The organism is Rhodococcus sp. 06-462-5 (assembly GCF_002258315.1).
Classification (GTDB): domain Bacteria; phylum Actinomycetota; class Actinomycetes; order Mycobacteriales; family Mycobacteriaceae; genus Rhodococcoides.
In genome coordinates, this window is the sequence record NZ_NOYD01000014.1 from 64,328 (window position 1) to 91,273 (window position 26,946).

At 64.5% G+C, this 26,946-nt stretch carries 27 protein-coding genes; 15 read left to right on the top strand and 12 right to left on the bottom strand.

Annotation, left to right across the window (positions count from 1 at the left end; genetic code table 11):
- Genes CH251_RS10070 through CH251_RS10080 form a run of 3 tightly spaced genes read right to left on the bottom strand, consistent with a single transcriptional unit; the run spans window position 1 to window position 2,777 of the window.
- Window positions 1-1,014, bottom strand: coding sequence for a substrate-binding domain-containing protein (locus CH251_RS10070; RefSeq protein ID WP_094613027.1), 1,014 nt, complete (start codon window positions 1,012-1,014; stop codon window positions 1-3).
- Window positions 1,011-1,907, bottom strand: coding sequence for a carbohydrate kinase family protein (locus CH251_RS10075; RefSeq protein ID WP_094613028.1), 897 nt, complete (start codon window positions 1,905-1,907; stop codon window positions 1,011-1,013). The genes CH251_RS10070 and CH251_RS10075 overlap by 4 nt, the downstream gene beginning before the upstream one ends.
- A 3-nt stretch (window positions 1,908-1,910) precedes the next feature.
- Window positions 1,911-2,777, bottom strand: a complete 867-nt coding sequence (locus tag CH251_RS10080; protein ID WP_256978942.1) for a BtpA/SgcQ family protein — start codon at window positions 2,775-2,777, stop codon at window positions 1,911-1,913.
- A gap of 201 nt (window positions 2,778-2,978) precedes the next feature.
- Here CH251_RS10080 and CH251_RS10085 point away from each other — a divergent pair, with 201 nt between their 5' ends.
- Window positions 2,979-4,004, top strand: coding sequence for a LacI family DNA-binding transcriptional regulator (locus CH251_RS10085; RefSeq protein WP_094613029.1), 1,026 nt, complete (start codon window positions 2,979-2,981; stop codon window positions 4,002-4,004).
- Here the strand turns inward: CH251_RS10085 and CH251_RS10090 are convergent.
- From CH251_RS10090 to CH251_RS10100, 3 genes are read right to left on the bottom strand one after another with little or no spacing between them, the layout of a single operon-like run.
- A complete protein-coding gene (locus CH251_RS10090; protein ID WP_094613316.1) occupies window positions 3,965-5,062 on the bottom strand; it encodes a M20 family metallopeptidase in 1,098 nt (365 codons plus the stop codon). The genes CH251_RS10085 and CH251_RS10090 overlap by 40 nt on opposite strands.
- Window positions 5,052-5,915 (bottom strand): alpha/beta fold hydrolase, encoded by an 864-nt coding sequence (locus tag CH251_RS10095; protein ID WP_094613030.1) that lies wholly within the window; start codon window positions 5,913-5,915, stop codon window positions 5,052-5,054. Before CH251_RS10095 ends, CH251_RS10090 begins: the two co-directional genes overlap by 11 nt.
- Window positions 5,909-7,105, bottom strand: a complete 1,197-nt coding sequence (locus CH251_RS10100; RefSeq protein ID WP_094613031.1) for a S9 family peptidase — start codon at window positions 7,103-7,105, stop codon at window positions 5,909-5,911. The genes CH251_RS10095 and CH251_RS10100 overlap by 7 nt, the downstream gene beginning before the upstream one ends.
- A gap of 69 nt (window positions 7,106-7,174) precedes the next feature.
- On the opposite strand from CH251_RS10100, the gene CH251_RS10105 reads away from it, so the two are divergent.
- Entirely contained in the window at window positions 7,175-7,924 is a 750-nt protein-coding gene (locus CH251_RS10105; RefSeq protein WP_094613032.1) for a tryptophan-rich sensory protein, read from the top strand.
- On the opposite strand, the gene CH251_RS10110 is transcribed toward CH251_RS10105, so the two are convergent.
- Window positions 7,921-8,586 (bottom strand): TetR/AcrR family transcriptional regulator, encoded by a 666-nt coding sequence (locus CH251_RS10110; protein WP_179273432.1) that lies wholly within the window; start codon window positions 8,584-8,586, stop codon window positions 7,921-7,923. The two genes, CH251_RS10105 and CH251_RS10110, sit on opposite strands and share 4 nt — an antisense overlap.
- A 70-nt stretch (window positions 8,587-8,656) precedes the next feature.
- Entirely contained in the window at window positions 8,657-9,859 is a 1,203-nt protein-coding gene (locus CH251_RS10115; RefSeq protein ID WP_094613034.1) for an oxidoreductase, read from the bottom strand.
- A 141-nt stretch (window positions 9,860-10,000) separates the two neighbouring features.
- On the opposite strand from CH251_RS10115, the gene CH251_RS10120 reads away from it, so the two are divergent.
- Entirely contained in the window at window positions 10,001-10,432 is a 432-nt protein-coding gene (locus CH251_RS10120) for an SRPBCC family protein (RefSeq protein ID WP_094613035.1), read from the top strand.
- 165 nt (window positions 10,433-10,597) lie between these two features.
- On the opposite strand, the gene CH251_RS10125 is transcribed toward CH251_RS10120, so the two are convergent.
- Entirely contained in the window at window positions 10,598-12,952 is a 2,355-nt protein-coding gene (locus CH251_RS10125) for a pyruvate dehydrogenase (RefSeq protein WP_094613317.1), read from the bottom strand.
- 251 nt (window positions 12,953-13,203) lie between these two features.
- Window positions 13,204-13,833: a TetR/AcrR family transcriptional regulator gene (locus CH251_RS10130; RefSeq protein ID WP_094613036.1), complete on the bottom strand. Its 630-nt coding sequence runs from the start codon at window positions 13,831-13,833 to the stop codon at window positions 13,204-13,206.
- A gap of 118 nt (window positions 13,834-13,951) precedes the next feature.
- On the opposite strand from CH251_RS10130, the gene CH251_RS10135 reads away from it, so the two are divergent.
- The 6 genes from CH251_RS10135 (at window position 13,952) to CH251_RS10155 (ending at window position 19,036) form a co-directional block, all read left to right on the top strand.
- Window positions 13,952-14,587, top strand: a complete 636-nt coding sequence (locus CH251_RS10135) for a VOC family protein (RefSeq protein WP_094613318.1) — start codon at window positions 13,952-13,954, stop codon at window positions 14,585-14,587.
- A 40-nt stretch (window positions 14,588-14,627) separates the two neighbouring features.
- Window positions 14,628-15,554, top strand: coding sequence for a fumarylacetoacetate hydrolase family protein (locus tag CH251_RS10140; protein ID WP_094613037.1), 927 nt, complete (start codon window positions 14,628-14,630; stop codon window positions 15,552-15,554).
- The gene (locus CH251_RS10145) at window positions 15,551-17,386 is read left to right on the top strand and encodes an FAD-dependent oxidoreductase (protein WP_094613038.1); all 1,836 of its coding nucleotides are present in this window, start codon (window positions 15,551-15,553) and stop codon (window positions 17,384-17,386) included. The genes CH251_RS10140 and CH251_RS10145 overlap by 4 nt, the downstream gene beginning before the upstream one ends.
- Window positions 17,387-17,395: 9 nt before the next feature.
- On the top strand, window positions 17,396-18,157 hold the full coding sequence (locus tag CH251_RS10150) for a lysophospholipid acyltransferase family protein (protein ID WP_094613039.1): 762 nt from the start codon (window positions 17,396-17,398) through the stop codon (window positions 18,155-18,157).
- A gap of 518 nt (window positions 18,158-18,675) precedes the next feature.
- Window positions 18,676-18,819 (top strand): hypothetical protein, encoded by a 144-nt coding sequence (locus tag CH251_RS27450; protein ID WP_179273433.1) that lies wholly within the window; start codon window positions 18,676-18,678, stop codon window positions 18,817-18,819.
- Window positions 18,820-18,823: 4 nt separating this feature from the next.
- The gene (locus CH251_RS10155; protein WP_094613040.1) at window positions 18,824-19,036 is read left to right on the top strand and encodes a hypothetical protein; all 213 of its coding nucleotides are present in this window, start codon (window positions 18,824-18,826) and stop codon (window positions 19,034-19,036) included.
- Here the strand turns inward: CH251_RS10155 and CH251_RS10160 are convergent.
- A complete protein-coding gene (locus CH251_RS10160; RefSeq protein WP_094613041.1) occupies window positions 19,017-19,703 on the bottom strand; it encodes a TetR/AcrR family transcriptional regulator in 687 nt (228 codons plus the stop codon). The genes CH251_RS10155 and CH251_RS10160 overlap by 20 nt on opposite strands.
- 160 nt (window positions 19,704-19,863) lie before the next feature.
- On the opposite strand from CH251_RS10160, the gene CH251_RS10165 reads away from it, so the two are divergent.
- Genes CH251_RS10165 through CH251_RS10180 form a run of 4 tightly spaced genes read left to right on the top strand, consistent with a single transcriptional unit; the run spans window position 19,864 to window position 22,797 of the window.
- A complete protein-coding gene (locus tag CH251_RS10165) occupies window positions 19,864-21,066 on the top strand; it encodes a cytochrome P450 (protein ID WP_094613319.1) in 1,203 nt (400 codons plus the stop codon).
- Window positions 21,063-21,260, top strand: coding sequence for a ferredoxin (locus tag CH251_RS10170; protein WP_094613042.1), 198 nt, complete (start codon window positions 21,063-21,065; stop codon window positions 21,258-21,260). Before CH251_RS10165 ends, CH251_RS10170 begins: the two co-directional genes overlap by 4 nt.
- Complete coding sequence (locus tag CH251_RS10175; RefSeq protein ID WP_094613043.1) at window positions 21,257-22,408, top strand: NAD(P)/FAD-dependent oxidoreductase; 1,152 nt, start codon at window positions 21,257-21,259, stop codon at window positions 22,406-22,408. Before CH251_RS10170 ends, CH251_RS10175 begins: the two co-directional genes overlap by 4 nt.
- Window positions 22,409-22,410: 2 nt before the next feature.
- Complete coding sequence (locus CH251_RS10180; RefSeq protein WP_256978943.1) at window positions 22,411-22,797, top strand: hypothetical protein; 387 nt, start codon at window positions 22,411-22,413, stop codon at window positions 22,795-22,797.
- Window positions 22,798-22,825: 28 nt separating this feature from the next.
- Here the strand turns inward: CH251_RS10180 and CH251_RS10185 are convergent, their stop codons facing one another.
- Window positions 22,826-24,088: a CdaR family transcriptional regulator gene (locus CH251_RS10185; protein WP_094613045.1), complete on the bottom strand. Its 1,263-nt coding sequence runs from the start codon at window positions 24,086-24,088 to the stop codon at window positions 22,826-22,828.
- Between the two features lie 347 nt (window positions 24,089-24,435).
- On the opposite strand from CH251_RS10185, the gene CH251_RS10190 reads away from it, so the two are divergent.
- Both CH251_RS10190 and CH251_RS10195 read left to right on the top strand, forming a co-directional pair.
- Window positions 24,436-25,545, top strand: a complete 1,110-nt coding sequence (locus CH251_RS10190; RefSeq protein ID WP_094613320.1) for a cytochrome P450 — start codon at window positions 24,436-24,438, stop codon at window positions 25,543-25,545.
- A gap of 67 nt (window positions 25,546-25,612) precedes the next feature.
- Window positions 25,613-26,941 (top strand): MCE family protein, encoded by a 1,329-nt coding sequence (locus tag CH251_RS10195; protein WP_094613047.1) that lies wholly within the window; start codon window positions 25,613-25,615, stop codon window positions 26,939-26,941.
- Window positions 26,942-26,946: the final 5 nt, after the last annotated feature.

Below are 26,946 nucleotides of genomic sequence, written 5' to 3' on the forward strand. Positions count from 1 at the left end.
CTACTTCTCCAGGTAGTACATGTAGTCGCCCACGTTGGCGGGGGTGACGATCTGCGTCGGGACCGGGATGTCCGCGGGTGCGGTGCGACCACAGCCGAGATCGATCGCGGCATTCATTGCCTCGTAGCCGAATTCGAAGGTGTTCTGCTGCACGACGCCTTCGAGCCAGCCCGCCTGCAGGGCGGAGACAGCCTGATCCGACAGGTCCCATCCGACGGCCTTGATCCGGTCCTGTGCACTCTGGCTGTTCACTGCCGCGACCAACCCGATGAGTGCGGGTTCGCCGGTGGCGTAGACGTATTCCATGTCCGGGTTGCCGGTGAGCAGGTTCTCCGCGGCGGTCTGCGCGTTCTCCTGAATGTTGCGACCGTCGACGACCGTCCCGACGGTCATGCCCGCGGCGGAGACCGTGTCGGTGAAGCCCTTCTGACGTTCGAGCTGAATGGTGCTGTTGAGCGCGCCGACGATACCGACGGTGCCGGTGTCGTTCGCCAGCTCGGCGAGTGTGTCACCGATCTGAGCGCCGCCCTCGGCGTTCGCTGTTCCCACCTGGGTCGAGACGCCCGGGTCGTCGACGGTGGCGTCGACGGCCACCACCGGGATACCTGCTGCGGCGGCCTTGGACACGGATGGCTTGATGCCGTCGGTGTCGATGGCGTCGACGATGATGGCGTCCACGCCGGAAGCGATGAGGTTGTCGAATGCGTTGGCCTGGGTGACCGAATCGTCGTTGCCGCTGATGATCTGGAGGTCGACACCGGCTTCGTCGGCGACCTTCTGGGCGGCGTTGTTGATCTGGTTGAAGAACAGAGCTTGCAGATTGATGGTCACCAGGCCGACCTTGAGGGTGCCGTTCTTACCGTCGCAGGTGTCGGCGACGCGGGACGGATCCGGAATGGACGACGCGGAAGCGTCGGTGCCGCCCGCGGTGTCGCTGGGGGCGGCGGAGTCGCACGCGGTGAGACCGAGGGCAAGTGCTGTGCCGAGGACGAGGGGGAGTGCGCGTTTGATCATCGGGTCTCCTGAAGGTCGACAGTGGCCAGGGTGGCAGTGAATTCGTTGAGTTCGGTGATGCTGGGGCAGCCGCGTGGTCCGGCCGTGGCGCATGCCAGAGCAGCGGACGCCCCGGCGAGACGTGCAGCATGAGCCGGGGGTTCGCCTGCATCCACGAAGGCGATGTAGGTGCCGCAGAAGCAGTCTCCGGCTCCGACGGCGTCGACGACGTCGACCTGTACTGCGGGTTCGGTGATCGTCTCACCCGAGGGTGTCACCAGGGTCCACCCGTGTTCGCCGTCGGTGACAACGAGGTGAGTGTCGTGCTCGGCGGTCATCGTCGACCACCGTTCGGCGTCTATGCCGAAGCTGTTCTGCCACAGGCTGCGTCCGACGATGACGTGATCGGCGAGGGCGAACGCATGGAGTGCGGCGTCGAGATCGTCGCAGCCGTCGAGATCGATGGCGAGGCTGACGTTGTCGGGCAGTTCGGCGGGGAGCATCTCTGCTCGGTAGCCGTCGACGAACAGTCGGCCGCCGTCGTCGGAGAGGGCCTCGAGGACGGCTGCCAGCCGTTGTGCGTCGTTGGCGTCGTCCTGGCTGATGATCGATCGATCACCGCCCTCGGCGATGAGAACGACTGCGGTGGAGAGGAAAGCGTCACGCGGGGCCCAGCTGGTGTCTACTCCGTCGTGCTCGAGTCCGGCGAGAAACTCGGTGGACCGGGCGTCGGGGCCCACTGCGCCGGCGAAGGCTACGCGGGCACCCATACGGGCTGCGGAGACCGCGGCGTTGGCGTTCATGCCGCCGTCGATCGTGTCGATCGCTGTTGCCTGCACCCTCTCGCCCAGCACTGGAACATGCGGAACATGCACCGTCACATCGTTGTTGGCGTAACCGAAGAAGACGATCATCGGCTATTTCCCAGCTGCGCGGGCGACGGCACGAACCTTGTCGCCTGCGACGCGTCCCCACCAGCGGGCATTCTCCTTGACCGACGACGCGATGATGGCCCCGTCGCATTCCTTCATCAGCTCGCCCACGTTGGCCGCGGTGATGCCGGAGCCGATGATGACAGGAAGCATCGTGTTGTTCTTGATCACCGAGACTTCGTCCACGGAGGCGGCGTCTCCGGTGCGGGAGCCGGTGGCGATGAGGACGTCGGCGTCGAAGAACTCGGCGTCCTCGGTCTGTTCGGCGATCGTGCGGTCCGCGACGATGGCATGCGCGCCGTGCTTGACGTGCACGTCCGCGAAGATCTTGACCGGGTCGGCACCGATGCGGTGGCGGAAGCGGGTGGTCTTGGCGGCCTGACCTTCGATGAATCCTTCGTTGGCTATGTACGCGTTGGCCCACTGGTTGACGCGGACGAAGCTCGCGCCCGCTGCCCACGCTGCGGCCACACCGCATTCGCCGGCATTGGACAGGATGCTCACGCCGACGCGGTCGCCGAAGTCGCCGACGACGGCGGCGGTGACGACGCCCATGCTGGCCGCGGTTTCGTATCCGTGTTCACCCGGCTTGAGAAAGGGTATGTCCCAATGATTCTCGACGATGACTCCGTCGAAACCATTGTCGATGTATGCGTGTGCCTCGGCCAGGGCGAACTCGGAGATCTCCGAGACGGGCCGGCCCTTGTAATGCGGGCTGCCGGGGAGGGCGGGCAGGTGGATGGCACCGATGAGTGCTGGTGCCGAGGTGAACATCGCGGCCAGAGCCGACGGCTTGGTCGGAAAGACTCCCAGCGACTGCTCGGGGTGCTGATCCGACAGGGACGTACTCACGTAGGGAACTCCTCGGGTGATCGTCGGGCGAGATCATGTAATCGATTACCTCGCATGTATGCACCGTAAGGGATCGGTACCTATTCATGTCAAGGAATTTCGGAGTCGTTTATGTAAACGATTGCCTCTACTGTGTAAACAGCAACGCAAGCGACCGCGCGGTTCGATAGCCTCGGGTCCACACGTGAGAGTAGGAGTTGGATGCGTAAAGCAACCATTCGCGACGTTGCCGAGCGCGCAGGCGTCTCGACGGCCACGGTGTCTCGAGCGCTCTCGGGCTCGCGTCCGGTCTCGGAAGACGTTGCTGCCACCATCCGACGGGCGGCCGAAGATCTGGGATATTCGGGCAACATCATCGCCAGTTCCCTGCGCCGCAACAGAACGGACACCGTCGGCATGGTGGTGCCGAGTATTGCCAACCCCTTCTTCACCTCGCTGGTGGTCAACGTCGAGCATGTGCTGTCACAGCGCGGCTTGCAATTGTTTCTGTGCGACTCCCGATCCGACCCGGACGTCGAAGCGCAGAGACTGCGCAGCTTGGTCTCGCGTCAGGTCGACGGCATCATCATCAGCCCGTGCCATGGCGAGCGGTCCGCAGAGGCCGTGCGCACAACGGCTCGCGCGATTCCTGTCGTCCAACTCGACCGGTTCGCGCTCGACACCCACACCGACTGGGTCGGGGTCGACGACGATGCCGCACAGGCGCTGGTGATGGACCACCTTGCCGCTCTCGGTGTTCGGAGCGCGGCATTCATCAGTTCCGAACTGACCAACTCGTCGACCGAGCTACGTCGAGCAGGCTTCTTCCGCCACGCGGAGCGAGTGGGTATCGAGACACGAGAGGAGTGGACGCTGTTGGGCGACTACTCGATCGACTGGGGCCGCGAGTCGTCTCGGCCCATACTCGAAGCAGCCTCTCGTCCCGACGCGGTGGTGTGTGCCGACGATCTGATCGCGCTCGGTGTGTTGCAGAGTTGCCAGGCTCTCGGACTGTCGGTTCCGACCGATGTCATGGTGACCGGGTTCGACGACATTCCGTTCTCCGCGTTGAGCAATCCGCCGCTGACCACCGTCCGGCAGCCGCAGGAACGGATTGCTGCCGAGGCCACTCGGCTGTTGGATCAGGCGATGAACAGTGACGAGACGGGCACCGCGCACATCGCTCTGCAGGCGGAGTTGGTGGTCCGTCAGTCGACGGTCGGCCAGGCGCGCGTCACTGCGGTGTAGGCGGTGATGGCCGCATCGAGTTCGTCGAGCGTGACGGTTTCGTCGGCGGCATGCATCAGGGCCGGAGTCCCCGGTCCCCACACGACGATCGGCGCACCGGGAGCCGCCGCGGCGATGATGGACGCGTCGGTGAAGTACGTGACCGGTTCTGTCGCAACGGAATGCGGCAGCTCGTCGATCCAGCCGTTGCCACCGGCCGTCCGCACACCGGGCAGATCGATCCGCGCCTCGACGCGGTCGACCTCGGGTTGATCCCGCCACCACGACAGCAATGTCGAGCCGTCACCGACGGTCCGGTGATCGACGACGACGTGTGCGGTGTCCGGGACGATGTTGGGGGCCGAACCCCCGTCGATCAACCCGACGTTGAACGTCTCGGTACCCAGGAACGGATCCGTCGACAGTGGGAGTTCGGTGCGGGCTCGGGCCAGGACATCGACGAGCTTCATGATTGCACTCTCGCCTCGCTGGGGCGTGCTGCCGTGTGCTGCAATGCCTTTGGTGGTGACATCGACCCACAATGCTCCGCGATGGCCTAGATGAACCTGGTTTCCTGTCGCCTCGGGCACCACGACGGCACCCACCGAACACTCGGCGACGGCGTGGCGGGCGGCGAGCGCTCCGAGTGAGCCGATCTCTTCGTCGCTCGTGAGCAACAGTGCTGCGGGAACACCGTTCTCGAAGGCTTCGAGCACAGCGGCCGTCGCGGCCACCAGGCCTGCCTTCATATCGGACGTACCCCGGCCTCGCATCACTCCGCCCTCGACGTCTGCGGCGAACGGATCGAACTGCCAGTTCGATAGATCGCCTGCGGGAACGGTATCGACGTGGCAGGCGAACATCAGTCGCGTGGTCGTGGGAGGGGCGTCGTTGGTGATCAGCAGCCACGGGTGCGCGCCGTCCCGATCTCCCTCGACCGCAATGCCGGTCGTCCGCGCCCTCAGAACGGATACGACGGCGTCCATCGAGGAACGTTGGGGCACCGGGTCGCCGGACACGGTGCGTTGTGCGACCAGTTCGGTGAGCATGCCCACGGCAGTGGTGCGGTCAAGTGCCATGGGGAGCACTCAACCGCATCACTGCAGCGGCGGCCGCATCGGGTGCTTGGGTCGGAATCCAGTGCGAGACGCCGGGCAACACTGTCAATGTGTAGGCCGCGTCGACGTGCCGTTGGGCACTCTCGACGGTGGAGCGTCCGATGAATGTGTCACCGTCACTCCACACCATCGACGTCGGCACGGTGATGCGCAGGCGGCCGATGCCCGGGTTCGAGAACGGCAGTCCGCGATACCAGGTGACAGCGAAGGGCAGCGCGCCGTAGTCGACGATCTCCGTCCGCGTGCGTTCGAGATCGGCTTCGGTCATTCCGCTTTTCTCGTACCATCTTTCGGCCCTGCGGCCGGGTTGCATCATCCACTTCTCGGGCAGCACCGGCAATTGGAAGAACGCGAAGTACCAGGAATGCAGTATCTGTTTCGAGCTGAGCAGACCGGTCATGAATGCGCCGGGGTGCGGAACCGAGAGCGCCGTCAGGGACGAGACCAGGTCGGGACGTCGACCGGCGGTGACCCAGGCGATGTTCGCTCCCCAGTCGTGTCCGACAAGGTGAACCGGCGTTCCGATGAGGTCGATCAGGGCGACCACATCGCCCACCAGTGCGCCGACGCGATAGTCTCGTCGCCTCGTGGGCCGGGCGCGTGGGGAGTATCCGCGCTGATCCGGTGCGATCGTGCGCATCCCGTGCTCGTTGAGTATCTCCATCACCGCGGACCACGACGATGCACGTTCGGGAAATCCGTGCAGCAACAACACGACCGGGCCGTCGAGCGGTCCCTGGTCGAGGACGTCGAACACGAGACCGGCGTGGGTGTACTCGGTGATTCGTTCGGGTGCAGAGCCGCTCGTCAGCATGTGCTGGGTACCGTCTGTCCTGCGAACCGGGCGGCCAGGAATTGCATAGCCGCTTCGTCGCTGACGTCATGGCCCTGTTCGGGCTGTTCCTGCGCGACGACCGAATCACCCAGGGCGCATGCCTTTTCGACACCGTCGGATGTCCATTGCGGCAGTACGACGTCGTCCTTCGCGCCGTACGCCACGAACATCGGTACCTCCGTTCGCACCTGCGGAAGTGTGTAGCGATCGATCACGTCGAGGAGCTTCTGCTCGGATTCTGCCGAGTCGGCCGCGAACTCGTCGGGCACCATAGCCTGGACGGCTCGCTCCTTGCCTGCGGTGTCGCCGCCCGAGCAGGTGAGCAGCAGTGCGTTGTTGGCCTCGGCGACACTGCCGCTGTAGTCCGTCGGATCGATCGAGGGGTCGACTTGCTGAGCGCCGTAGAGCAGGTACGGCAACAGTTCCTTCTGCGGCCTGGTCAGGGTTCCGTCGTTACTGGATCGAACCAGCGGCTTGAGATCCGTCGGGGGCGAGAGCGACACCGATCCCACCAGGTCCAGGCCCTGACCGTAGGAAGCGGCCAGTTCGTTTGCAGCCCAGGCGGCTTGGCCACCCTGCGAGAGGCCGACCGCGGCCCAGCGCGTGGAGACGTCGGGCAGCGCGGTGTGCGCCGCGCGAGCCGCGTCGATCATGTTGTTTCCGGTGGTGCGCGGTTCCAGGTACGGGTGGGTGCCACCGCCGGTGCCCAGGCCCTGGTAATCGGGCAGCACGGTGACGTATCCGAGTGCGGTGAAGTCCTGCACAGCGAATTGGTATCCGAGGAGATCGGGATACAGGGTCGGTCCGCAATCGGCCTGCACTCCGGTGGTGCCGTGCCCGTAGACGATGATCGGCCACCCACCCTCGGGTGGCGTGCCCGCCGGAACGGCTGCCACCCCGGAGACCGCGGTGGGGGAATTGTCGACGCCCGATGTCGATTCGTAGACGAATCGGTAGAGCGTGGCTCCGGTCGCGGCGAGTGCGGGGGATCGATCACCGAAGTCCGCGGAATCGAGGACGGTGCCGGGCACTCCTGTGAACTCGTACTGCGGTTCCGGAGCAGACGTCGATTCCGTGGGAGCGGGCTCCGGCGTGGAACTGCATCCGGCGGTCACGGCCAACGCGAGGCAGCAGACGGCAGCGAACGTCGATCGGGAAGAGGAATGCACACCGCGTGTCTACCAGAACCGGGCTGCTGCTGTGTTTGCACTGCCCGTCGATCGGGGATCAACTCGACTGTGAAAATCGGCGTCGTTCTCAGTGCGGTCGTGGCCGTTGTCGTGTCTTTTCTCGGGTCGGGTGCATGGATCGGGACGCCCATCGCCGAGGCGGCGGACGGAGCGCTCAGTGCCACGTCGACTCTTGTGGCACCCGCAGGGCCCGCGTTCTCGATCTGGTCGGTGATCTACGCGGGGTTGATCGTCTATGCCGTCTGGCAGCTCCTGCCCGGGCGCACTGCACGCCACGACGCGCTGCGGGCACCGATCATCGCGTCGATGTTGCTCAATCCGGCCTGGATACTTGCGGTCCAGTTCGGTCAGGTGTGGTTGAGCGTGCTGGTCATCGTGGTGCTGTTGGCGGCGCTCGTGCGCGTGTTCGTGCTGATGCAGCAGTACCGGCCCGAGGGCGTCGCCGACGCAGTGATCACCGACGGCACGATGGGCCTCTATCTCGGGTGGGTGTGTGTCGCGACGATCGCGAACATCTCCGCCTGGTTGGTCGGCCTCGGGTTCACCGGCGGAGCAACGGTCTGGGCGATCGTCGTGCTCGTCGTCGCCGCGGCCGTAGGAGTGCTGCTCGCCCGCTACTCTCGCGGCGCGATCGCCCCGATGCTGTCGATCGTGTGGGGACTGGGGTGGTTGGCGCAGGGCCGCCTGTCCGGCGAGCTGACCAACTCCACGGTGGGATATGTCGCGGTCCTCGTGGCCCTGGTGGTTGCCGCATCGACTGTGGCGACCAGGGCCCGCGCGCATCGGTCGGTAACCTAGCCGCGTCCGAGGATCGCCTCGACAGCGTCGTCGACGTTCAGGGCCGAGTCCAAGACAGGTGCGGTGCGCAGGCACGCAACGATGATGTGCACCAGCCATTCGACCATTTGCTCGACGTCGATGCCGTCGTCCTGTTCGAGCCATCGGGCCGTCGCGCCGTCGATTGCCGCGACGATGCTGTGCCCGACGAGTCTGACGCCTGCGTTCTCAGCGTCGAGTCCGAGTTGCGTGGCCGCCGCCTCCAGCACTGCGGTTCGGGCATTCTCGAATACTTCCCAGGCTTCGGGGTCTGCGCCTCTGCCGCCCAACACCATTCGTAATGCCAGACCTCGGTGCAGGCTGAGATAATTCAGGTGGCTGGTCAGCGCAGCCCGAATCTGGATGTCGGGCGTCGAGTCGGGAATGTCTGCGAAGGCCTCCGACATCGCCGCGGCGGTGGCCCGCATCGCCTCGAGGTAGATGCCCCTCTTGTTGCCGAAATAGTGGAACAGGAGGCCGTGGGCAACATCGGCCGACTCGACGATGTCCGAGACGGCAACCTTGTCGTAGTCGGCCTCCGCGAACAGGCTCGCCGCTGCGTCGACGATTCGCTGCCGAGTCTCGGCCGCTCGGGCGGTGGCCCGGTTGACTCGGGCAACCGGCTTGGCGGAACGATCTGGCACCGAATGTCCAATCTGCCTGGGCCTGCCCGTCCGGCTGTCACCGAGGGCTCGGTACGAGCCTAGGGCGTCATCAGATGATCGGGGTGATGTGGTCGTGCAGATCGAAGCCGAGCAGCGCCTTGCCGTAGGTCTCGATCGACACTCGCGGCAGCATGACGGCATGGCGGGCACCGACATTGGAGTCACGCCAAATGCGCTGCAGAGCATTGACTTCGGCGAACGCTCCGGCACCGGTGGCATCGACGAGCATGTTCAGCGCCTCGTTGATGCTCCGTAGCGCCACGGCTGCGTCCCCGCGAACACGGGCACGGGAGAGCAGGTCCGGATATACGCCGGCCTCGGCCCAACGTTTGACGTCTTCTGCTGCGCGGTAGGCGTGCAGGTGCGCGGTGTCGACCTTCAGCGCTGCTTCGGCGAGCAGCATCTGGAATGCCACCGAATCGGCCTGACGGTCGAACACGGTGTAGGCGAGGGCCTTCTCTGCGGCCTTCTTTCGTACCAGTTCCACTGCAGCGCGGCCCATTCCGAGTTGTGGACCGACCAGGACCATGACGAGCATGGGTCCGAAGGCCGAACGGGCGAAGGCGGAGTCGGTACGTTCGGCAACGTTGGCACCGCTGAATGCGGGGATCATCGACAGCATCCGGTGTTCGGGGACGAACACGTCCTCGGCGACGACGGTGTTGCTACCGGAAGCACGCATGCCGGCCACGTACCAGGTGTCGTCGACGCGGTAGTCCGCGCGCGGGAGCAGCGCCATGCCCTGGTCGAGCATGTCGCCGTCTTCGTCGTTGATGATGATTCCGCCGGTGAACCACTGTGAGTGCAGGCTGGCCGAGGCGTAGGGCCACGTTCCCGTCAGTCGGTAGCCGCCCTCGACCTTCCGGGCGGTGCCGCCCGGGGTGACGACGCCGGAAATGATGGCGTCCGGTCCGTCGGCGTAGATCTCGGCCTGAGCCTCGTCACTGTAAAGGCCTGCCGCCCAGTTGTTCACGTTGGACAGGGTGGTCACCCAGGAGGCACCGGCGTCACCTTCGGCGATGATCGCGGACACGTCGAGCATGGTGCGCAGGTCGGTTTCGAGTCCGCCGAACTTCGCCGGTGCTGCGACTCGAAATGCGCCCGCGCGGCGGAGAGCGTCGACGGTGTCTTCGGAGAGGCGTCGTGCCTTCTCGTTCTCGGCGGCAACGGCCTTCAGGTCGGGCACGAGGGCTCGAAGGTTGGCGATCACATCGGTGGCGGTTGCAACGGATAGCGCTTCGGTAGTCGTCATGGCTCGTCTTCCGGTTCGGCCCCATGGCTGTGAGGCGTGTGTCACGAAGCTAAGCGCAATTTGACCTGAGGTCAACATTGACTTCCGATCAACTGTGTGGCGTAGTTGGTGGAACACCGTCCTCGAGCGAAGGAACCTCCGATGCTGAACATCACCATGACGCAGGAACTGCCTGCCTCGCAGAACGACGTGTGGGCAACTCTGTCCGACGTCAGCACCTTCGAGAAGTGGCATGCCCTGCACGAGGAGTGGGTGGAGACGCCTCCGAGGGACCTCGAAGTCGGGTCGACGATGGTCGAGAAGATCAAGATCGCGAGCATCATCGACACCATCGAGTTCCAGGTCGAACGTCTGTGTGCACCGGAGGAATTGGTCCTGGTGGGTGCCGGATCGACTGGATCGAAGATTCGGCTGACGATGAACTGCGCCGCTCGCGCAAGCGGCTCCGCCGTCACGCTCGAGCTGCAGGTGACCAGTCCGTTGCTGTTCGGAGTGGTGGGCAAGGCGCTGCAGGGCACGTTCAGGAAGAAGCTCACCGCCACCTTGAACGGACTCGCGGAGTACCTCGCGTGAAATGCCGATCGCCCCGCGCGTGCGAGCGGGGCGATCGAGATGTTCGCTGATCAGTCGAGACGATCTACTGTGTAAACCTTTTCGAGTAAGCCCGACATCGCCGAGGTGGCGAGCGGCACCGTCGACGATGCGGTCATGGTTGCTTGCGCTGTCGGAGGGGCCGTGTCACTGACCGGTCACATCGAGAGCTGCGCCCACGATGGAGTCGGTGTCGATTCGGTGGTGCTTGTACACCTCGTCGAGTGAGCCCACCTGTCCGAAGTTGCTCACGCCCAACGACGTCGACGCAACCCGGTTGACGGTGGCGAGGAACGCGAGGGTGTGCGGATGGCCGTCGAGCACCGTCACCATCGGGGTCGCACGCTCGGCAGGCAGCAGTTGATCGAGAATCCAGGATTCGCCGACGTTGTGTCCTTGCCTGGCCTGCAGCGCGCGGTAGAGCTCGCCCGGGCTGGTGATGCACAGAACGTCGGCGATGACGCCGATCTGCTCCAAACGCGCTGCGGCGTCCAGAGCTTCGGTCATCAACGCTCCCATGGCCGCGATGGTCACCGTCGCTCCGTCTCGACGCACCAGTGGGTAGCCGCCTGCGACGACCTGACGACGCCTGCGTTCCCGGGCAGCCGGATCGCTGGGGACGTCCGCCTTCGACTGGTCGACGGGACGCGTCGACAGACGCAGGTATGCCGAAGTGCCGTCGGGGCGTCCTAGTCGGCCGATGCTGGCGAGCAGTGTCCATTCGACGTCGATGGCGAATGCGGGCTCGTAAGTGATGCAGCCGGGCTGCTCGAGTCCGATGGACGGGGTCTTGATCGACTGGTGCGCTCCACCTTCCGCGGCCAGGGTGACTCCCGACGGCGTGCCGACCAGAATCGATTGACCACCCGCATAGATGCCGTACGACCACGGCTCGAGTGCGCGCTCGACGAAGGGGTCGTACATGACACCGATCGGGAACAGCGGCTCTCCCCAACGGCTCCACGTGGCACCGAGCTCGCCCATCAGGCCGACCAGGTTGGTCTCTGCGATACCGAGTTCCATGTGCTGACCGGACGGCCCTTCACGCCAGTGCATGATCGTCTCGGCGTCGTCGCCGAACCAGTCGTGTCGATCCGACGACGACCAGACGCCGACCTTGTTGACCCAACCGCCGAGGTTGGTGGTCGAACTGACGTCGGGACTGACCGTGACGACACGACGAGCCGCGTCGGGGGCTTCTCGGGTGAGGTCGATCAGGGTGCGGCCCAGCGCGGCCTGCGTGGTGGCCGTGCCCTTGGGGGTGCGTCCGATGTCGGTGGGGACGGCAGGTGGCGTCGCCGCCGGAATCGGTTCGCGGCGTAGCCGTTCGGCGGTGGCAGCACACAGCTGCCCGGGTCCGCTGTCGCTGTCGAACCGGCCCCAGGGCTTCTCGGGATCGGTGCCGAGGGTACGTGCGAGTTCTGTGTATTCCTCGACGGTCAGCAGTGAGGAGTGGTTCTGCGGATGTCCCTGGGTCGGCAGACCGAATCCCTTGACCGTGTACGCGATGATCACGGTGGGGCGGGTGTCGTCGATGCCAGAGTAGGCCTCGCGCAACGCATCCAGATCGTGTCCGCCCAGGTTGCGAATCGACTCGGTCAGCAGTGTGTCGTCGAGATCGGCGATCAGGTCGGCAATGGCGGTCGCGTCGGTACCCGACCCCGGAAGTCTGGTGCGCACCTCGTCGGCGGTGCAGCGCAGCAGACGTTGGTATTCCGGGTTCGGCATGTCCAGGATGCGCGTGCGCAAAGCGTCGCCGCCCGGCTTGGCGAACAGGTCTTCGAGCAACCGGCCGAACTTGACGGTGATGACCTGCCAGCCGGCGGCCTCGAACATCTTCTCGAGGCGACGTGCAGCGATGTTGGGGACCACCCGGTCCAGCGACTGACGGTTGAGGTCGACGATCCAGACGATCTCGCCGAGCTCGGCGATGCCCGGGTCGATGATCGCTTCCCAGACCGCGCCTTCGTCGAGTTCCGCGTCACCGACCAACGAGTACTGCCGTCCGCTGAAGCCGGGGGTCTTCGGTGTGGATTCCTCCGGGCCGAACCGGTCCTCGACGAAGCGTCGGGACATCGCTCCCCAGATCGGGGCCGTGGCACCGATGCCGACGGATCCGGTGGAGTAGTCGACGGTATCCGGGTCCTTGGCCCGCGACGGGTAGGACTGCAGACCGCCGTACGCACGGAGTGTCGTCAGGTACTTCTGGTCCAACTCACCGAGCAGGTAGTTGATCGCGTGCAGCACCGGCGAGGCATGAGGCTTGACCGACACGCGGTCGCCGGGCTGCAGCTGCTCGAACCACAGCGAGGTCATGATCGAGACCATCGACGCGCAGGAGGCTTGGTGACCGCCGACCTTGAGTCCGGTCGGGTTGGGCCGAATTCGATTGGCATGGTGAATCATCGACGTCGACAGCCACAGTACCCGCTGGGCGAGCTCGTGCAGGTCGCGGTGGTCACCGGCGGGCGAGCGGCGGTCGGCGGGACTGATGCTGGTCATGACAGGTGCTCCTGAATCGACGTCGAATGTGCCGGGGGCAATGAACATTGCGAAGCGGACGACGAGGGCCGAGTGTGGTCCTGCGGTCCGGACGGGCGTTCGGGTTTCGAATCGCCGAGGGAATGCAACTGTGCTGCGATGACGGACAGTGGACCAGCCGCATCCCGGGTTGCGCAAGTAGTGCTTTGTAGACCGTGCAGGTTGCACGGTTTCGGACCGTTCAGGGGTACTGAACTTGGTCGTCCTGACCTCTAGGGCCGCGCGTCGGGTCGGGGCTGCGCTGCGTTCACGACCGCCTCGAACGTGTCCACCACGAGCGCGACGACTGCGTCGAGCGGGAGTTCGGGGGTGTCGAAGTACGCGTCGGCGGTCCGATCGAGAAAGCCGGTCCAGCCCGAGATTGCGGCACTTTGCAACGGAGACAAAGGTTCCGGAAGTTCTGCGAGTGCTGCGACCTGTCGCGCACCCTCGGCCCGTGCTTCTCGAACCGCATGTTCGACGACGGAATCGCCCAGTTCTCCTTCCCGGACCACGCGGACGTAGAGCGCGCGGTGACGCTCGAGGAACTCGATGTGGCGTCGCACGAAACCCTCCATGCGTGCCCGTACGGACTCCTCGTCGGCGGCAGGCTCCTGGAAGTCCGACAACTTCGACAACACGTCGGCCAGTGCGGCCGCGACCAGGCCTTGTTTGTCGGTGAAGTAGTAGAACAGCAGCCCGTGCGCCACGCCGGCTCGACGGGAGATCGCGGCTGCGCTGATGTCGGCGCTGTTGCCCTCGGCCAGCAGCTCGATGGCGGCGTCGATCAAGGCCTGCCGACGGTCCAATCGGGGGCGGGCACGGCGCGACCGCTCGGCACCGGTGGGCGAGGTGTTCGACACCGATCCGACATTAGCCCACCCGGCGCAATCTCTCCTGACGCTCGATCAATTTCTTGACTGCCAGTCAAAGTGGTCGTAGCGTAGGTCACAACAGGTGACCCGAGGAAAGGCTCGTTCGATGAGTGCGACGCAGGATGCAGAGAGTCGGAAAGCGCCGAGGGTTGCGCCCGATCTCATCGCCCACTGGGTGGTCAAGTCGGCTCGCACCGAGGAGATGGTGCGGTGGTACGGAGCGGTGTTCGGTGCCGAGATCGTTTATCAGGACGAGGGAATCACCTTCCTGACCTGGGACGACGAGTCGCACCGGTTGGCGATCATTGCCGTGCCGAAGCCCGTCCGGTTCCTGTTCCCGTTCGCCAAGTTCAGGCGTAAGGCGTACGGCATCGACCACATCGCGCTGACGTTCATCTCGCTCGAACGATTGCTGGAGAACTACGTGCGGCTCAAGCGGCTGGGCATCCTGCCCGTCTGGTCGATCAATCACGGACCGACGATCTCCCTGTACTACGAGGATCCCGATGGGGTGCGCCTCGAATTCCAGGTCGAGAACTTCGATGCGGAGAACACTGCGGCGTTCTTCTTCACCGAGGAGTTCGCGCAGAACCCGATCGGCGTCAACATCGACCCCGATTACCTGCTCAGCCAGCTGCGCAACGGCGTGCCGCACGAGGAACTTCGCCGACGCGAGGCCGGAACTCGGCCCGGGCATCCGGTCGTCGCCAACAAGAAGACCATCACGCCGAAAACTTTGTGAACGAGCCGATTTCGATCGAACCAGGGGGATAGAGACTCACATGTCAGTCAACGTAGTCCGGACCATCGACGGTTGGTGGCGCCTCGACGGCGACCGTGCAATCCGTATCGAGACGACGGCCGCGACCACCCGCGAACTTCTTGCCGATCGCGACGCCATCACCGGCGCGTCGGGTGCGGGGTCGAGTGTCGACGAGCTAGAGCTCGTATCTCCGGTCACCACACCGTGCCGGGTGGTGGCGCAGCTGCTCAATTATCGGTCGCACGCGATCGATGCCGGCTCCGACCCGAACACCTTGCAGCCAACCTTCTTTCGCAAGTCCTCGGCATCGGTCAGTGGCCCGTTCGATCCCATCCGCCAGCCACCCGAGGTGGCGCTGCTGGACTACGAGATCGAACTCGGGATCGTCGTCGGTGCCGAGATTCCCATCGGTACGACGGTCACCGACGAGAACCTCTCGGACTACGTAGCCGGGGTGATAGTGGCGAACGACGTGTCCGCGCGCGAGATCCAGTTGACGAAAGTTCAGGTGTACGAGAGCAAGTCGTATCCCACGTTCACCCCGCTCGGCCCCAGATTGGTGCTGTTGGACAACGACGAGCTCCGACGAATCCCCGAGCTGCACATGACCCTGGCGGTCAACGGCGAGACGCGTCAGGACCAGACGATCGGCAACGACCTGATCACCCCGCCGGCCGAGGCACTCACGCGGCTTGCGCGCTTCCAGAACATGACCGCCGGTGACGTACTCCTGACCGGAACACCGATCGGCACCGCCATTTCCGCGCCGCCCAAGATCGTGCAGAAGATCGGTGAGTTGATTCCGCCTGCGCTGAAGTGGAAGTTCTTCTTCGCCCGGCAGGCGAAGAATCCGAAGTATCTCTCGGTCGACGATGTGATCACCGCCGGAATCAAGACCGCCGACGGAGTCATCGATCTGGGTACGCAGGAGACGGTGGTCCGATGACCGTGCCGATCGTCGTGGTCGGAGCCGGCCCGGCTGGTTGCACCGCCGCGTTGCTGTTGGCGCGCAGAGGGATTCGCAGTGTCGTGCTCGAGCGACGAGACGCGCCGCTCTTTCATCCCGCCGCGCACGTGATCAACGCCCGCACCCTCGAGATCTGGAACGAATACAGCCCCGAGCTGGCGCGATCGATCGCCGCGATGTCGCCGCCGCACGAGACCGTCAACCTCATCAGCTGGTACGGAGATCTGGCAGACGAGGCCATCGGTTCCATCGACCTACTCTCGGACCCCGAGCGCAAGGCCATCGTCGAGAGCCAAAGTCCGTTCCTGGTCTCACACATCGGCCAGCATCTGTTGATGCCCGCACTATGGGACGCTCTCGACGCCGAACCGCTGATCGAGTTTCGACGCGGATGCACTGTCGAGTCCGTCGACACCGACCCGTCCGGTGCCCGTGTGCGTGGGCGTTGCGCGAGCGGAGTGGCCGAGATCGAGGCCGAGTACGTGCTGGCATGCGATGGTGCGAACAGCGCGACACGAGACGGTACCGGGGTCGGACTGACCGGACCTGTCCTGGCGAACATGGGCAGTGCCTTCTTCACCTCGAAGACACTCTTCCCCGATGATGCTCGGCCGCTGCTCAGTTGGATCTACACGCCGGACCTGTGCGGAGTGATGATCGCGCATGCCGACCATCGATACATTCTGATGACGGCGTACCTGCACCCCGACCAGGAGATCGCCAAGGACAGTCGAGCCTACTGGTCACGCACGCTGCCGAAGGTGTTGGGAGACCACGACTTCGATCTGGAGTCGACCGGGACCTGGGTGATGACATCGCAGACCGCCGATGCGTTCCGTCGTGGCCGTCTGCTCCTGCTCGGCGATGCGGCGCACCGGTTTCCGCACACCGGTGGTTTCGGGCTGAACTCGGGTGTTCAGGACGCCCACAATCTGGCCTGGAAGCTCGACGCCGTTCTGTCCGGCACCGCGTCCCCGTCTCTGTTGGACACCTACGAGACCGAGCGTCGTCCGGTGGTGGAGAAGTTCGCCGAGCAGAGTGTGGCGAACCACTTCCGGATGGACGACATCGGGAAGAGGGTGGGCATCACCAACAAGATGTTGGCGAAAGCGACTCAGGTGGTGGGTCGGCCGCCGCTGAACAAGGTTCCGGGGAAGTTGATCGCGCCATTGGCTGCCGCTGCCACCCGGAAGCAGATGGCGCGATCGCACAAAGTCGATCCCGACGCACCCGGGTCCGCCCAGCTTCGTCGCGAGATCGCCGACGCCATCCCGCTTCAGGTGGAGCACTTCGTGTCGATCGGCTTGCAGTTCGGTTACCTCTATGCCGGTCCGTTGATCGCACGGGATCCCTCGGCCAAACCCGCCGAAGACGTGGTCGACTATCTGCCCACGACGTACCCGGGGGCCAGACTCCCGCACTCGGTGGTCTCGGTAGGCGGTGCACAGGTGCCGGTGCACGAGACACTCGACCCGAACACGCTGTCGCTGTTCACTTTCGACGGCGACAGGTGGGCAGGCGTGGTGTCCGAGCTCGAGAAGGTCGGACCCGGCGTCACTCTGATCTCTGCGGAACTACCGGCAGATGCCGCTCGGGATGAGCTGATTCGCCTGTACGAGGTGGGTGAGACCGGAGCGGTCCTCGTTCGCCCAGACGGCCATGTGGCGTGGCGAACGACCGCCCCCGCGTCCGATGCCGGTGCGTCGCTCGCCGGCTTCCTGAGCTCGCAGTGGGGCCGCTACTTCACTGCCGCCACCCGAACCGACCACGGCCGGGGTGAATCCGATATGGATGCGCGCGCGCCCGGCTAGAGTGCGCGCATGCATATAGTGCCTCGGGCGATTCGGACTATGGGAATCAATGCGGTCCGTCTGTACAACCGCCTCGAAGTGTCGGTCGCACAACCGGTTCCCGAAGAGCCGGTGTTGTTCGTGTGCAATCACGGGTTCGGCGGAGTGATCGATCTGAACGTGTTCGCATTCGCGGCGGCGTACGACGATCTGAAGCTTTCCCGGGAAGTGATCGCGTTGACGCACCAGATCGCGTGGACACTGCGTGCAGGAAAGTTGGTCGAGCCGTTCGGTGCTCGGCCTGCTGCCCGGCAGAATGCTCTCGATGCGTTCGAGGAGGGACACAATGTCGTGGTCTTCCCCGGTGGTGACCTCGATGCCCTCAAATCGTGGCGGCATCGCAACGAGATCGTCTTCGCCGGACGCAGCGGCTACGCCCGTCTGGCCATTGAAGCCGGGGTGCCGATCGTTCCGGTCGTGACCGCGGGCGCAGGTGAGTCTCTTCTGGTCCTCAGCAGTGGAAAGCGCATCGCCCAAGCGCTCGGGCTGCACAAGACATCGCTTCGGACCAAGACGCTCCCGCTGTCGGTGTCGATCCCATGGGGCTTCAACGTGGGAGTGGTGGGGTTGCTTCCGTATCTCCCGCTACCCACGAAGTTGGAGACGTCGGTGCTCGCGCCGATGCGTCCCGAACCCGACGAGTCCGCAGAGGACTTCGCTCACCGAGTCCACTCGGCGATGCAAGCAGAACTCGACGAATTGACGAAGGACCGCACGCCGGTGATCGGCTGAGCTGTCAGCCAGGTCCTTCCCATCCGCACGCTTCACAGGAGGCATAGATGCGGCTGTTCATCGGTCCGACGGCCGGCGAATCGATGACGTTCTCTCCCAACGTGATCTGTTCGCAGATGGGGCATATGCCCCGGTAATCGAGATTGAAGCTGTAGGTGAGCACTCGGACTCGATCCTGTACGTCGAATGCTGCAGCCGTGCGTGTCCCGGTCGAGCAGCAGGTGTCCTCGGCAGGAATGTGTGCCGAGGTTCGAGTCGCCGGTACCCCGCGCTGTGTACCGAGGGCCGACCATCGACTGCCGCTTCTTCGTGATCGAACTTGTCGACATGAGCGACAGTAGACCCCGAGCCCCCAGCTCGTCGAGAGCAACGGAGTTCTGGTCGAGGATGTTCGGCGCAGCGCGGACCGCGTGGGAGGAAAGACCGTAGGGTCGGTGTCACGCCGCTCGTTCAGCGCACACAATGGTTCAGCGAAACCGAACCGACCTGATCATCGAAGGTCGAGAAGGTCGAGTCTCATGACCGACACACCTATTCACGACGAACTGCAGAACTTCATGAAGATGAGCGCACGTGGGAGTGATCGGAAGGTCGAACCCGTGGACGCATCGGTGCCCGTCGAAGTGCCTGTGCACGCCCCCGCGCGACACCAGAGAGCCTGACGACATGGCCACTGCACGAGAGAAGCAGGACGAGGCCCTTGCCGTCTATCGGCGAGCGAAAGATCGCGAGCAGGAACTCGCCGATGTGCGCGGACAGTCCGACACCGATTCTCCGTTGCTCGTCGACCTCGACGATGCCGAGATGCGCGGTGCGATCGAAGCGGACATATCGGCGCAAGAGGCGCTGAGTGTCGCGCTCAGGGCTGCGGACGACTGACTTCGGTCGGCTGGGCCGTGGGGTCGATCGCTGCGTGCACTCCTCCTCGATAGGACGCCGGAAGTTCTCGGCTGCACAAGGTTTCGGCCTCGACGGCAGAGATTCCGAGTGCTCGAAGGACCCGTTTCGTCGTGTCGTCCACGGTTGCCGCTTCGTCGCGCTCGGGTTGTGCGAGCAGCAGTCGTCCCATGGACAGCAGCGAGCCTGCCACGATGGCGAGTGCGACATCCGGGTCGTCCACGTCGAATCGTCCTTGTGCGGCGGCCGATTCGATATCGCGGCGCGAACGCGGTGCCAGGCCCCCGGCTGCGGCGAATGCCGCGGCTTCGGAGTTCAGCAGGACACGACTCAGTTCCGGCTCGAGTCGGAAGAGGCGTCCGGACAATCGAAAGGATTGAGTGAATTTCTCGACCGCGTCGTCGAGGTCGACGGTGAGCGAGTCGAGATAGTCGCCTGCGGATTCGAGGGCGGAGTCGATGGCCGCCTGCCACAGCTCTTCTTTGCTCTCGAAGTAGTTGTAGAACGATCCATTGCTGACGTCGGCGGCCTGCGTGATCTCGAGGACAGGGGCGTTGGTGTTTCCGCTGGCGAGAAGCCCTTGAGCGGCGCGGATCAGCGCGGCTCTGGTGCGTGCCTTGCGGCGCTCGACGCGGTTGCCTTCGGTCACGATCTGCTCCTGGTCTGCGGTGTGAGTGAGGGCAGCCTATCGCGTTCCATTCATGACGAATTCGTCAAAAAGCTTGACCGGCGGCTGTGTCATGGGTGACGATATCGTCAATATCCTGCGCAGGCAGGGCGAAGTTACTCTTCCGGCGGCGAAGGACCTCATGACAACGAACGCGACGATCCCCCAGTACCGCACCGACATCTATTCCACCGATGCGATCCTCGATCCGTACCCGCATTACGCGAGGCTCCGGGCGCTCGGACCAGTGGTGTGGCTGCCGAATCAGCAGGTGTTCGCCATCTCGCGTTATGCCGACTGCAAGAAGGTCCTGCTCGACGACGAGACCTTCATCTCCGGGGACGGGGTCGGACTCAATCCGGTTGCCAACCGGCTCGGCCGTGGTACGACGCTCAACAGCGACGGTGACGAGCACGCGACCAAGCGTGCAGTTCTCGCGCACCGTTTGACGCCGAAAGCCGTCCGAAAGATGACGGCCGCAGTGGAGGAGAAGGCGGAGAGCATCGTCGATGCGGCCCTGAGCAAGAGGTTTGTCGACGGTGTCGACGACCTCGCCACGGCGCTGCCGATGTCCGTCGTGCCCGACCTCGTGGGGTGGCCCGAAGACGGTCGCGACGAGCTTCTCCGCTGGGCCGGAGCAACATTCGACTCGCTCGGGCCCGTCAATCGTCACTCCGTCACGGCCGTGAAGGCCGCCACCGAGATGCTCGCGTTCTCCAGGAAGGTCGTGCGGCAGCGATCGGTGCTCCCCGGGAGCATGGGCGACGACGTGCTGAAAGCCGCCGACGAGAACAGGATCGGCCAGTCCGCCTGCCCGGCATTGATGATCGACTACCTCGGCCCATCGCTCGATACCACGATCGGAGCGATCTCCGGGGCACTCGATCTGTTCGCTCGTCACCCCGAGCAGTGGCAGGCCATCCGCCAGGACCCCGATCTGATCCCGAATGCCGTCAACGAGGTCGTCAGATACGAGTCCCCCATCAGGGCGTTCTCTCGCCGAGCAGTGCGCGATGTCGAGATCGACGGATCACCGATCCCGAAAGGCGCACGCGTGCTGGTGATCTACGCGTCGGCGAACCGTGACGAACGCGGGTGGGAGAACCCCGATGTTTTCGACGTCACCCGCGACGCCGCCAGGCAACTCGGATTCGGATCCGGAGTGCACGGGTGTGCGGGCCAGGGTCTCGCTCGACTCGAGACGCAGACCATGCTCCGAGTACTGGCGCGACGAGTGGAACGGTTCGTCCCGTCGGGAACGCCGAAACGTGCCGTCAACAACGTGATTCACCGCTACGAACAGCTGCCGCTGACATTGGTGGCCGCAGAAGGGACACAGAAATGAGAATCGACGTCGACTGGGATCGGTGCGAAGGCCACGGCATCTGCGCCGATCAAGCTCCGAAGGTGTTCAGCCTGGACGACGAGGGCGAACTGCACTACGCCTTCGACAACGACGACATACCCGACGAACTTGCTGCCGGGGCACGTTCGGCCGTGGGTGTGTGTCCGGTGGCAGCTCTCCGAGAGAGCAAGTGAGCCTCGGAGGCCGTCGGATCGTCATCGTCGGAGACTCCATCGCGGGCTGCACCGCGGCCCGCGAGCTCCGCGCTCGAGGGCACAACGGGGCACTCACGATGATCGGTGCGGACGCCGACGGCTGTTACGCCAGACCGCCTTTGTCCAAGCATGTTCTCAAAGGCGAAGGGGCCGAAGCCGAGACGTGGGACCTGTCCGATCTCGACGTCACTACCGTTGCCGATCGCGCTGTCTCGGTCGACACTGATCGACGCACCGTGACCACCACCGACGGCACCGACGTTCCCTACGATGCCCTCATCGTGGCGACAGGAGCGTCCGCCCGACGTATCGCCGGTCCGAATCAGTTGGGCGAGAATGTATTGCGGACTTTCGCAGACGTTCGATCTCTGCGCTCGAAGCTGGACTCGGCTCGAACAGCGATCGTCGTCGGGGCAGGCTTCCTCGGCATGGAAGTGGCCAGTGCCTGCGTCGCACGGGGTATCGAGGTCACCGTCGTCGATGTCGACCCTCCGCTGCAACGGCTCCTGGGATCGTTTCTGTCCGACGCGATCGCCGCCCGCGCCCAGGACTCCTCGATCCAGTTCGTCAGGGCCGACGGGCCGGTTGCCCTGACCGGGGATCCTGTCGCCGGAATTGAGCTCCACGATCGCACTCGCACAGCCGATCTCGTCGTCACCTGCGCGGGTGATGTTCCCGAGACGGACTGGCTCGACGGCACCGGAATCGCAGATAGTCACGGTGTCGGAATCGACGAACTCTGCACCACGACGGTTCCCGATGTCTACGCAGCCGGGGACGTCACCTACTCCCGCGGAACATCGGCCCGCGCCCCGTTCTGGTCCAATGCCGTCGCGCAGGGCAAGGTGGCCGCGGCCTCCGCTCTCGGCCTCGAGCCGACGTGTCCGCCCACCGACGACTACTTCTGGACCGAGATCCTCGGACTGTCCATCAAAGTGGTCGGCCCCCTTCCTCTTCGGGGAGAACCGACCATTCTCGAAGGGTCGATGGACGAGGGATCGGCCCTCCTGCAGTGGAATCACGACGACGGCCGCACCACCATCGTGGCCTTCGGAATCAAGAAGCCGGTCGGCCTGCTCCGGCGGCTCGCCCGCGACAGCTCGGTCTCCACCAAACAAGGAATATGACAATGTCTTTCGGTACCACACTCGTTCGACGACTCCCCGAGATCGTCGGGCTCGGCCGCGCCGCGATCGGCGTCGCCCACATGATCGCTCCCACCCGCGCCAACGAACTGCTCGCCGGTCCCGACGCGGCAGTGGCGACCACGCGAGCGGCCGCCCGCACCTTCGGGATTCGAGAAATCTATATCGGTGGGGGACTGTATGCGGCCACGAAGTACGCCCCGACGCTCGTGCGTCCCTTGCTTCGCGCCGGGGTGGCTGTCGATGTGTGGGATACCGGTGCCTTCGCTCTGACCGCGTACCTTCCTCAACGCACCCGAGTGGCCGGCTGCGCCGTTGCCGGAGGCTTCGTGGTCGCGGGGGTACTGGCCGACCTTCGACTGGACCGCTAGCTGCCTGGGCGACGAGTCGTCGCCCAGGTCAGTCCCGAGTCTCCGATTGGCCACGGGATCGGTGTCGATGGGTATCGCTCGGTCCGTGCCAGTGCGCGATTTCGAGTGCCACAGCGACGTGAACCGGGTTGTCGATCAGCGGCCTGGGTAGCAGTGTGTCTGCCTGGGCAAGTCGCCGGACGATCGTATTGCGATGTGCGTGAAGCGTTTCCGCTGTCCGCGTCACGCTTCCGAGCTCCCGTACGAACGTCAGTACCGTGTGCCGAAGGGCGGCGTCCGCGTCTGCCAGGCCGCCCAACGTCTGGCGAAGGAACTGGTCGCTTCGGTCGGGGATCATGGCGGCCGCGAGTTTCACCTCGTCGTAGGTGGCTACTTGCTGCCCGTAGGGTGATCTGCTCAGCATCTGTTGTGTGAGAAGTGCTTCTGTGTGGGAGCGCCGGAATCCGTCGGGACCGTGGGCGGGCGATCCGATGGCGACTCGAACATCGGAGGCCGCGCCCATCGGGTCAACGAGATGTCGCACGTCGATCTTCGTATCGCTCGGAACCCATGCCCACACGGTGGCGGTAGCAGGCACGATGGTGAACGGTGCTGGGCTGTCTGCGCGTTCGACCAGGCGTGCGATCGTGCGCTCGAGGTGACCGAGCTCGGTACCCGGCTCGGTACTCCAGGCGACGACGGCCGTGTGGGTCCGGTGGAGGCTGTATCCCAGGCGCATCTCTGCCCGATCGATGGGGACGGGTGCACCTTCGAGAAGCAGAGCGAGGGTTTCCCTTCGTTGCGGATGGGTCCCTCTGTGAAGCTCCTCGCGCTCGATGCGTACACGTTCGGCGACCAGAACCAGTGTGCCTTCGATGTAATCGGCGATCGACTGGGCCAAGACATCGAGGAGAACCTCGAGTTCCTCGGGCTCCGAGGTGAGCGAGAACGCGACGCGTACGAGCAACGTCCATGAGGCCGTCTGACCGATTCGGTAGCTGTTCAGGGCGAGGTCGTCGAGTCCCCGGCGGACGAGGTCTCTGGATATGTCGACGATGTCCGCGTCGAGAGCAGGAACGACAGGCGCACCGGGGTCGGTGATGTTGGACATCGCCCATCGCACGACGGCGGCACGGGCGGCTCGTTCGGTCTCCGTCGCGAGCACTGGGTCGACGAGGGTGGCTTCCATGCCGGGTGATTGCATGAAACCGGTGGTGAAGGCGTCGAGCCATGTCGATTCGTGGTGGACGATGAGTTCGGCGCCTTGACGGATGAGGTCGCGTGTTCGCTCTGACGGTCGGTCCCACGGCATAGCGACACAGTACTAATGATGGTGCGAAGTGCACCGCAGAAGCACGAAGTCGATGCATCGTGCCTCTGGTTGGTGGGCACGTGCTCCGACACACTGTGGTGAGTTTCCAGCCCACGGGATCACGAGCACCGCGATCTCACCGAACGCCGAAGGGCCTGTCGATGTCATCCGATCGGATCTCCGATGTGCAGAAGTGCCCGGTCGCTGCCGGGTCCGCCCACCCCCGCCCGACGGATGTGTCGAGGACCCGCTTCGGTCGTCGGCGAGCGCCGACGGGCCTCCCGATCTATACCGAGGACTTGTACTCGGTCTCGGCGATCGAAGACCCCTATCCCCACTATCGGGCGATGCGCGAACTCGGTCCGGTGGTGTGGTTGGAGAAGCAGCGGATGTACGCCCTGCCTCGATACACCGAGGTCAAGCAGGTGTTGGCGGACGATGCGACATACCGCTCGTCGGGCAGCGTCGCGATGAATCCCGTTGCTCGCAGGGTCGGCAACCGCAGTTTCCTGATGTCCGACGACGATGCGCACGTCGCGCAGAGGAAGGTGGCTGCGCATCGACTCACTCCGCGGGCGCTGCGTCCGATGCGTGCGGACGTGGATGCGTTCGCCGATCAGGTCGTTCGCGCTGCAGTGGCCGACCGCTTCGTCGACGGTGTCGAGGACATCGCGATGAAGTTGCCGATGACGGTGGTGCCGGACCTGATCGGCTGGCCGCAGCGTGGCAGGAAAGAGCTCGTGAAATGGGCCGGGGCCATCTTCGACATGCTCGGCCCGCTCAACGGTGTCTCGGTGAGATCAACGACTGCGAGCCTTCGGATGCTGTACTTCGTACACAGCCTCGCCCGTAGACGTGACGTGGTTCCGGGAAGTATTGCCGAGGAGATGATCGAGCACATCGACGCAGGTCGCCTCCGCGCGGCCGATCTGCCTGCCTTCCTGATGGACTATCTGGGGCCGTCGATCGACACCACCGTCAGCGGGATCGCCGCCGCGTTGTGGCTGTTCGCCGAGAACCCGGATCAATGGGAGCTGCTGCGGCAGGACCCGGATGCACTGTTGCCCAACGCGATCAACGAGGTGATCCGAATCGAGTCTCCGTTGCGGGCGTTCGCCCGACGCGCCGAGACCGATTCGGTGATCGGCGGAGTTCCGGTGCCTGCGGGGTCGCAACTACTGGTGATGTATGCGTCGGCGAATCGGGACGAGCTGGTGTGGGAGGAACCCGATCGGTTCGACATCACTCGCGATGCGTCCGCACACGTCGGCTTCGGATACGGCGTCCACGGCTGCGCAGGCCAGGGGCTGTCTCGAATGGAGACCGAAGCGATACTGCGTGCTCTGCTACATCACGTCGATCGGATCGAATTGGCAGGAACACCTCGGATCGCCGTGAACAACGTCATTCATCGATTCTCAGTTCTTCCGTTGCACCTCGTGTCCGACCCGAAGTGAGCGGCTCGTGCGGCGGGTGGCACTCGGGGAAACAGGGCATGAATCACTCGCTCCGTAAGGCCTCGACATGATCGAGGCGCACCGACGGTCGACCACCATCCCTCTCGGTGCTGCGTTCTTCGTGGTGGTGGCACTCTTCGTCGGATGGAGTGTCACCCGGTACGACGGAACGTTCGACGATGTTGTTCGCGTCGACCTGATCCTGGACTCCGCTGGCAACGCCCTGCCGCAACGCGCGGACGTCAAGTTCCGTGGAATTGTTGTCGGACATGTCGATTCGACCACTACGAACGATGGTGCCGTCGTCGCGCATCTGGCCATCACACCGTCATACGCCTCGGAAATCTCGTCGTCCACCACTGCGCGTTTGCTGCCCAAGACCCTCTTCGGAGAAAGGTACGTCGCCCTGCTCGACCCCACGGGTTCCGCCGACCCCGTCGTCGATGGCTCTGTGCTGGAGCAGGACGTCAGCGGTAGCGCCATCGAGGTGGGGGTGTTGCTCGACGGCCTGCAGCCGCTACTGGAGGCCGTGCCCCCTCAGGATCTGACAAGTACCCTCGGTGCGCTGGCGCAAGGACTCTCCGGTCGGGGTGAGCAGCTCGGCTCCACGATCGACCGGCTCGAGAACATCTTCGCGCAGCTGAACGTCGAGATGCCGTCACTCCGTGACGATATTCGAGGTGTCGCGGATCTCGTCGACACCTACTCCGAGGCCCTACCGTCGTTGGTCGACGCTCTCGACAACCTCCGGGTCACGGGGAACACGGTCGTCGAACGTCGTCCTGCGACCGATACCCTGATCGCGTCACTGACCTCGAGTTCCTCGACCACTGCGGACTTCCTCGCGGCCAACTCCGACGACATCATCGGTGTGGCGGCCGACTCGCGAGAGCTGGTCGAAACGCTCGAGGAGTACATTCCGACTGTCGACTGCTTCCTCGACCAGATCGTCGCCGTGACGCCTCAGATTCCCGAAGTGCTCGAGACGGACAGTGAGTTTCCCGGAATCCAGGGCACGGCCGAGTTCGTCAACCCCAAGGGCCGTTACCTGCCGAATCAGGACGAGCCGAGGTTCCTGGACGGTCGTGGGCCGCAGTGCTTTCCGAGCGCAGTTCCCGGCAGCGGCGAGAATGCTCCGCAGTATCCAGGAGGCTCGTACAACGACGGTTCGTATCAGGTGCCATCGCGTAACCCCGGGCCGCAGGATGCCGGCACCACCCCGAACGACCGGGTGTTTCCCGCGACACCGGCCGTATATTCCGGATCCGATCTCGAACAGACCACGCTCGACGTCGTCTACGCCAACAGGCTTGGAGTCTTGCCCTCGGAGATTCCCTCCTGGACAACGGCATTGGGTGCACCGGCGATGAGAGGCAACCAGGTCGAGCTGAAGTAGGTGTA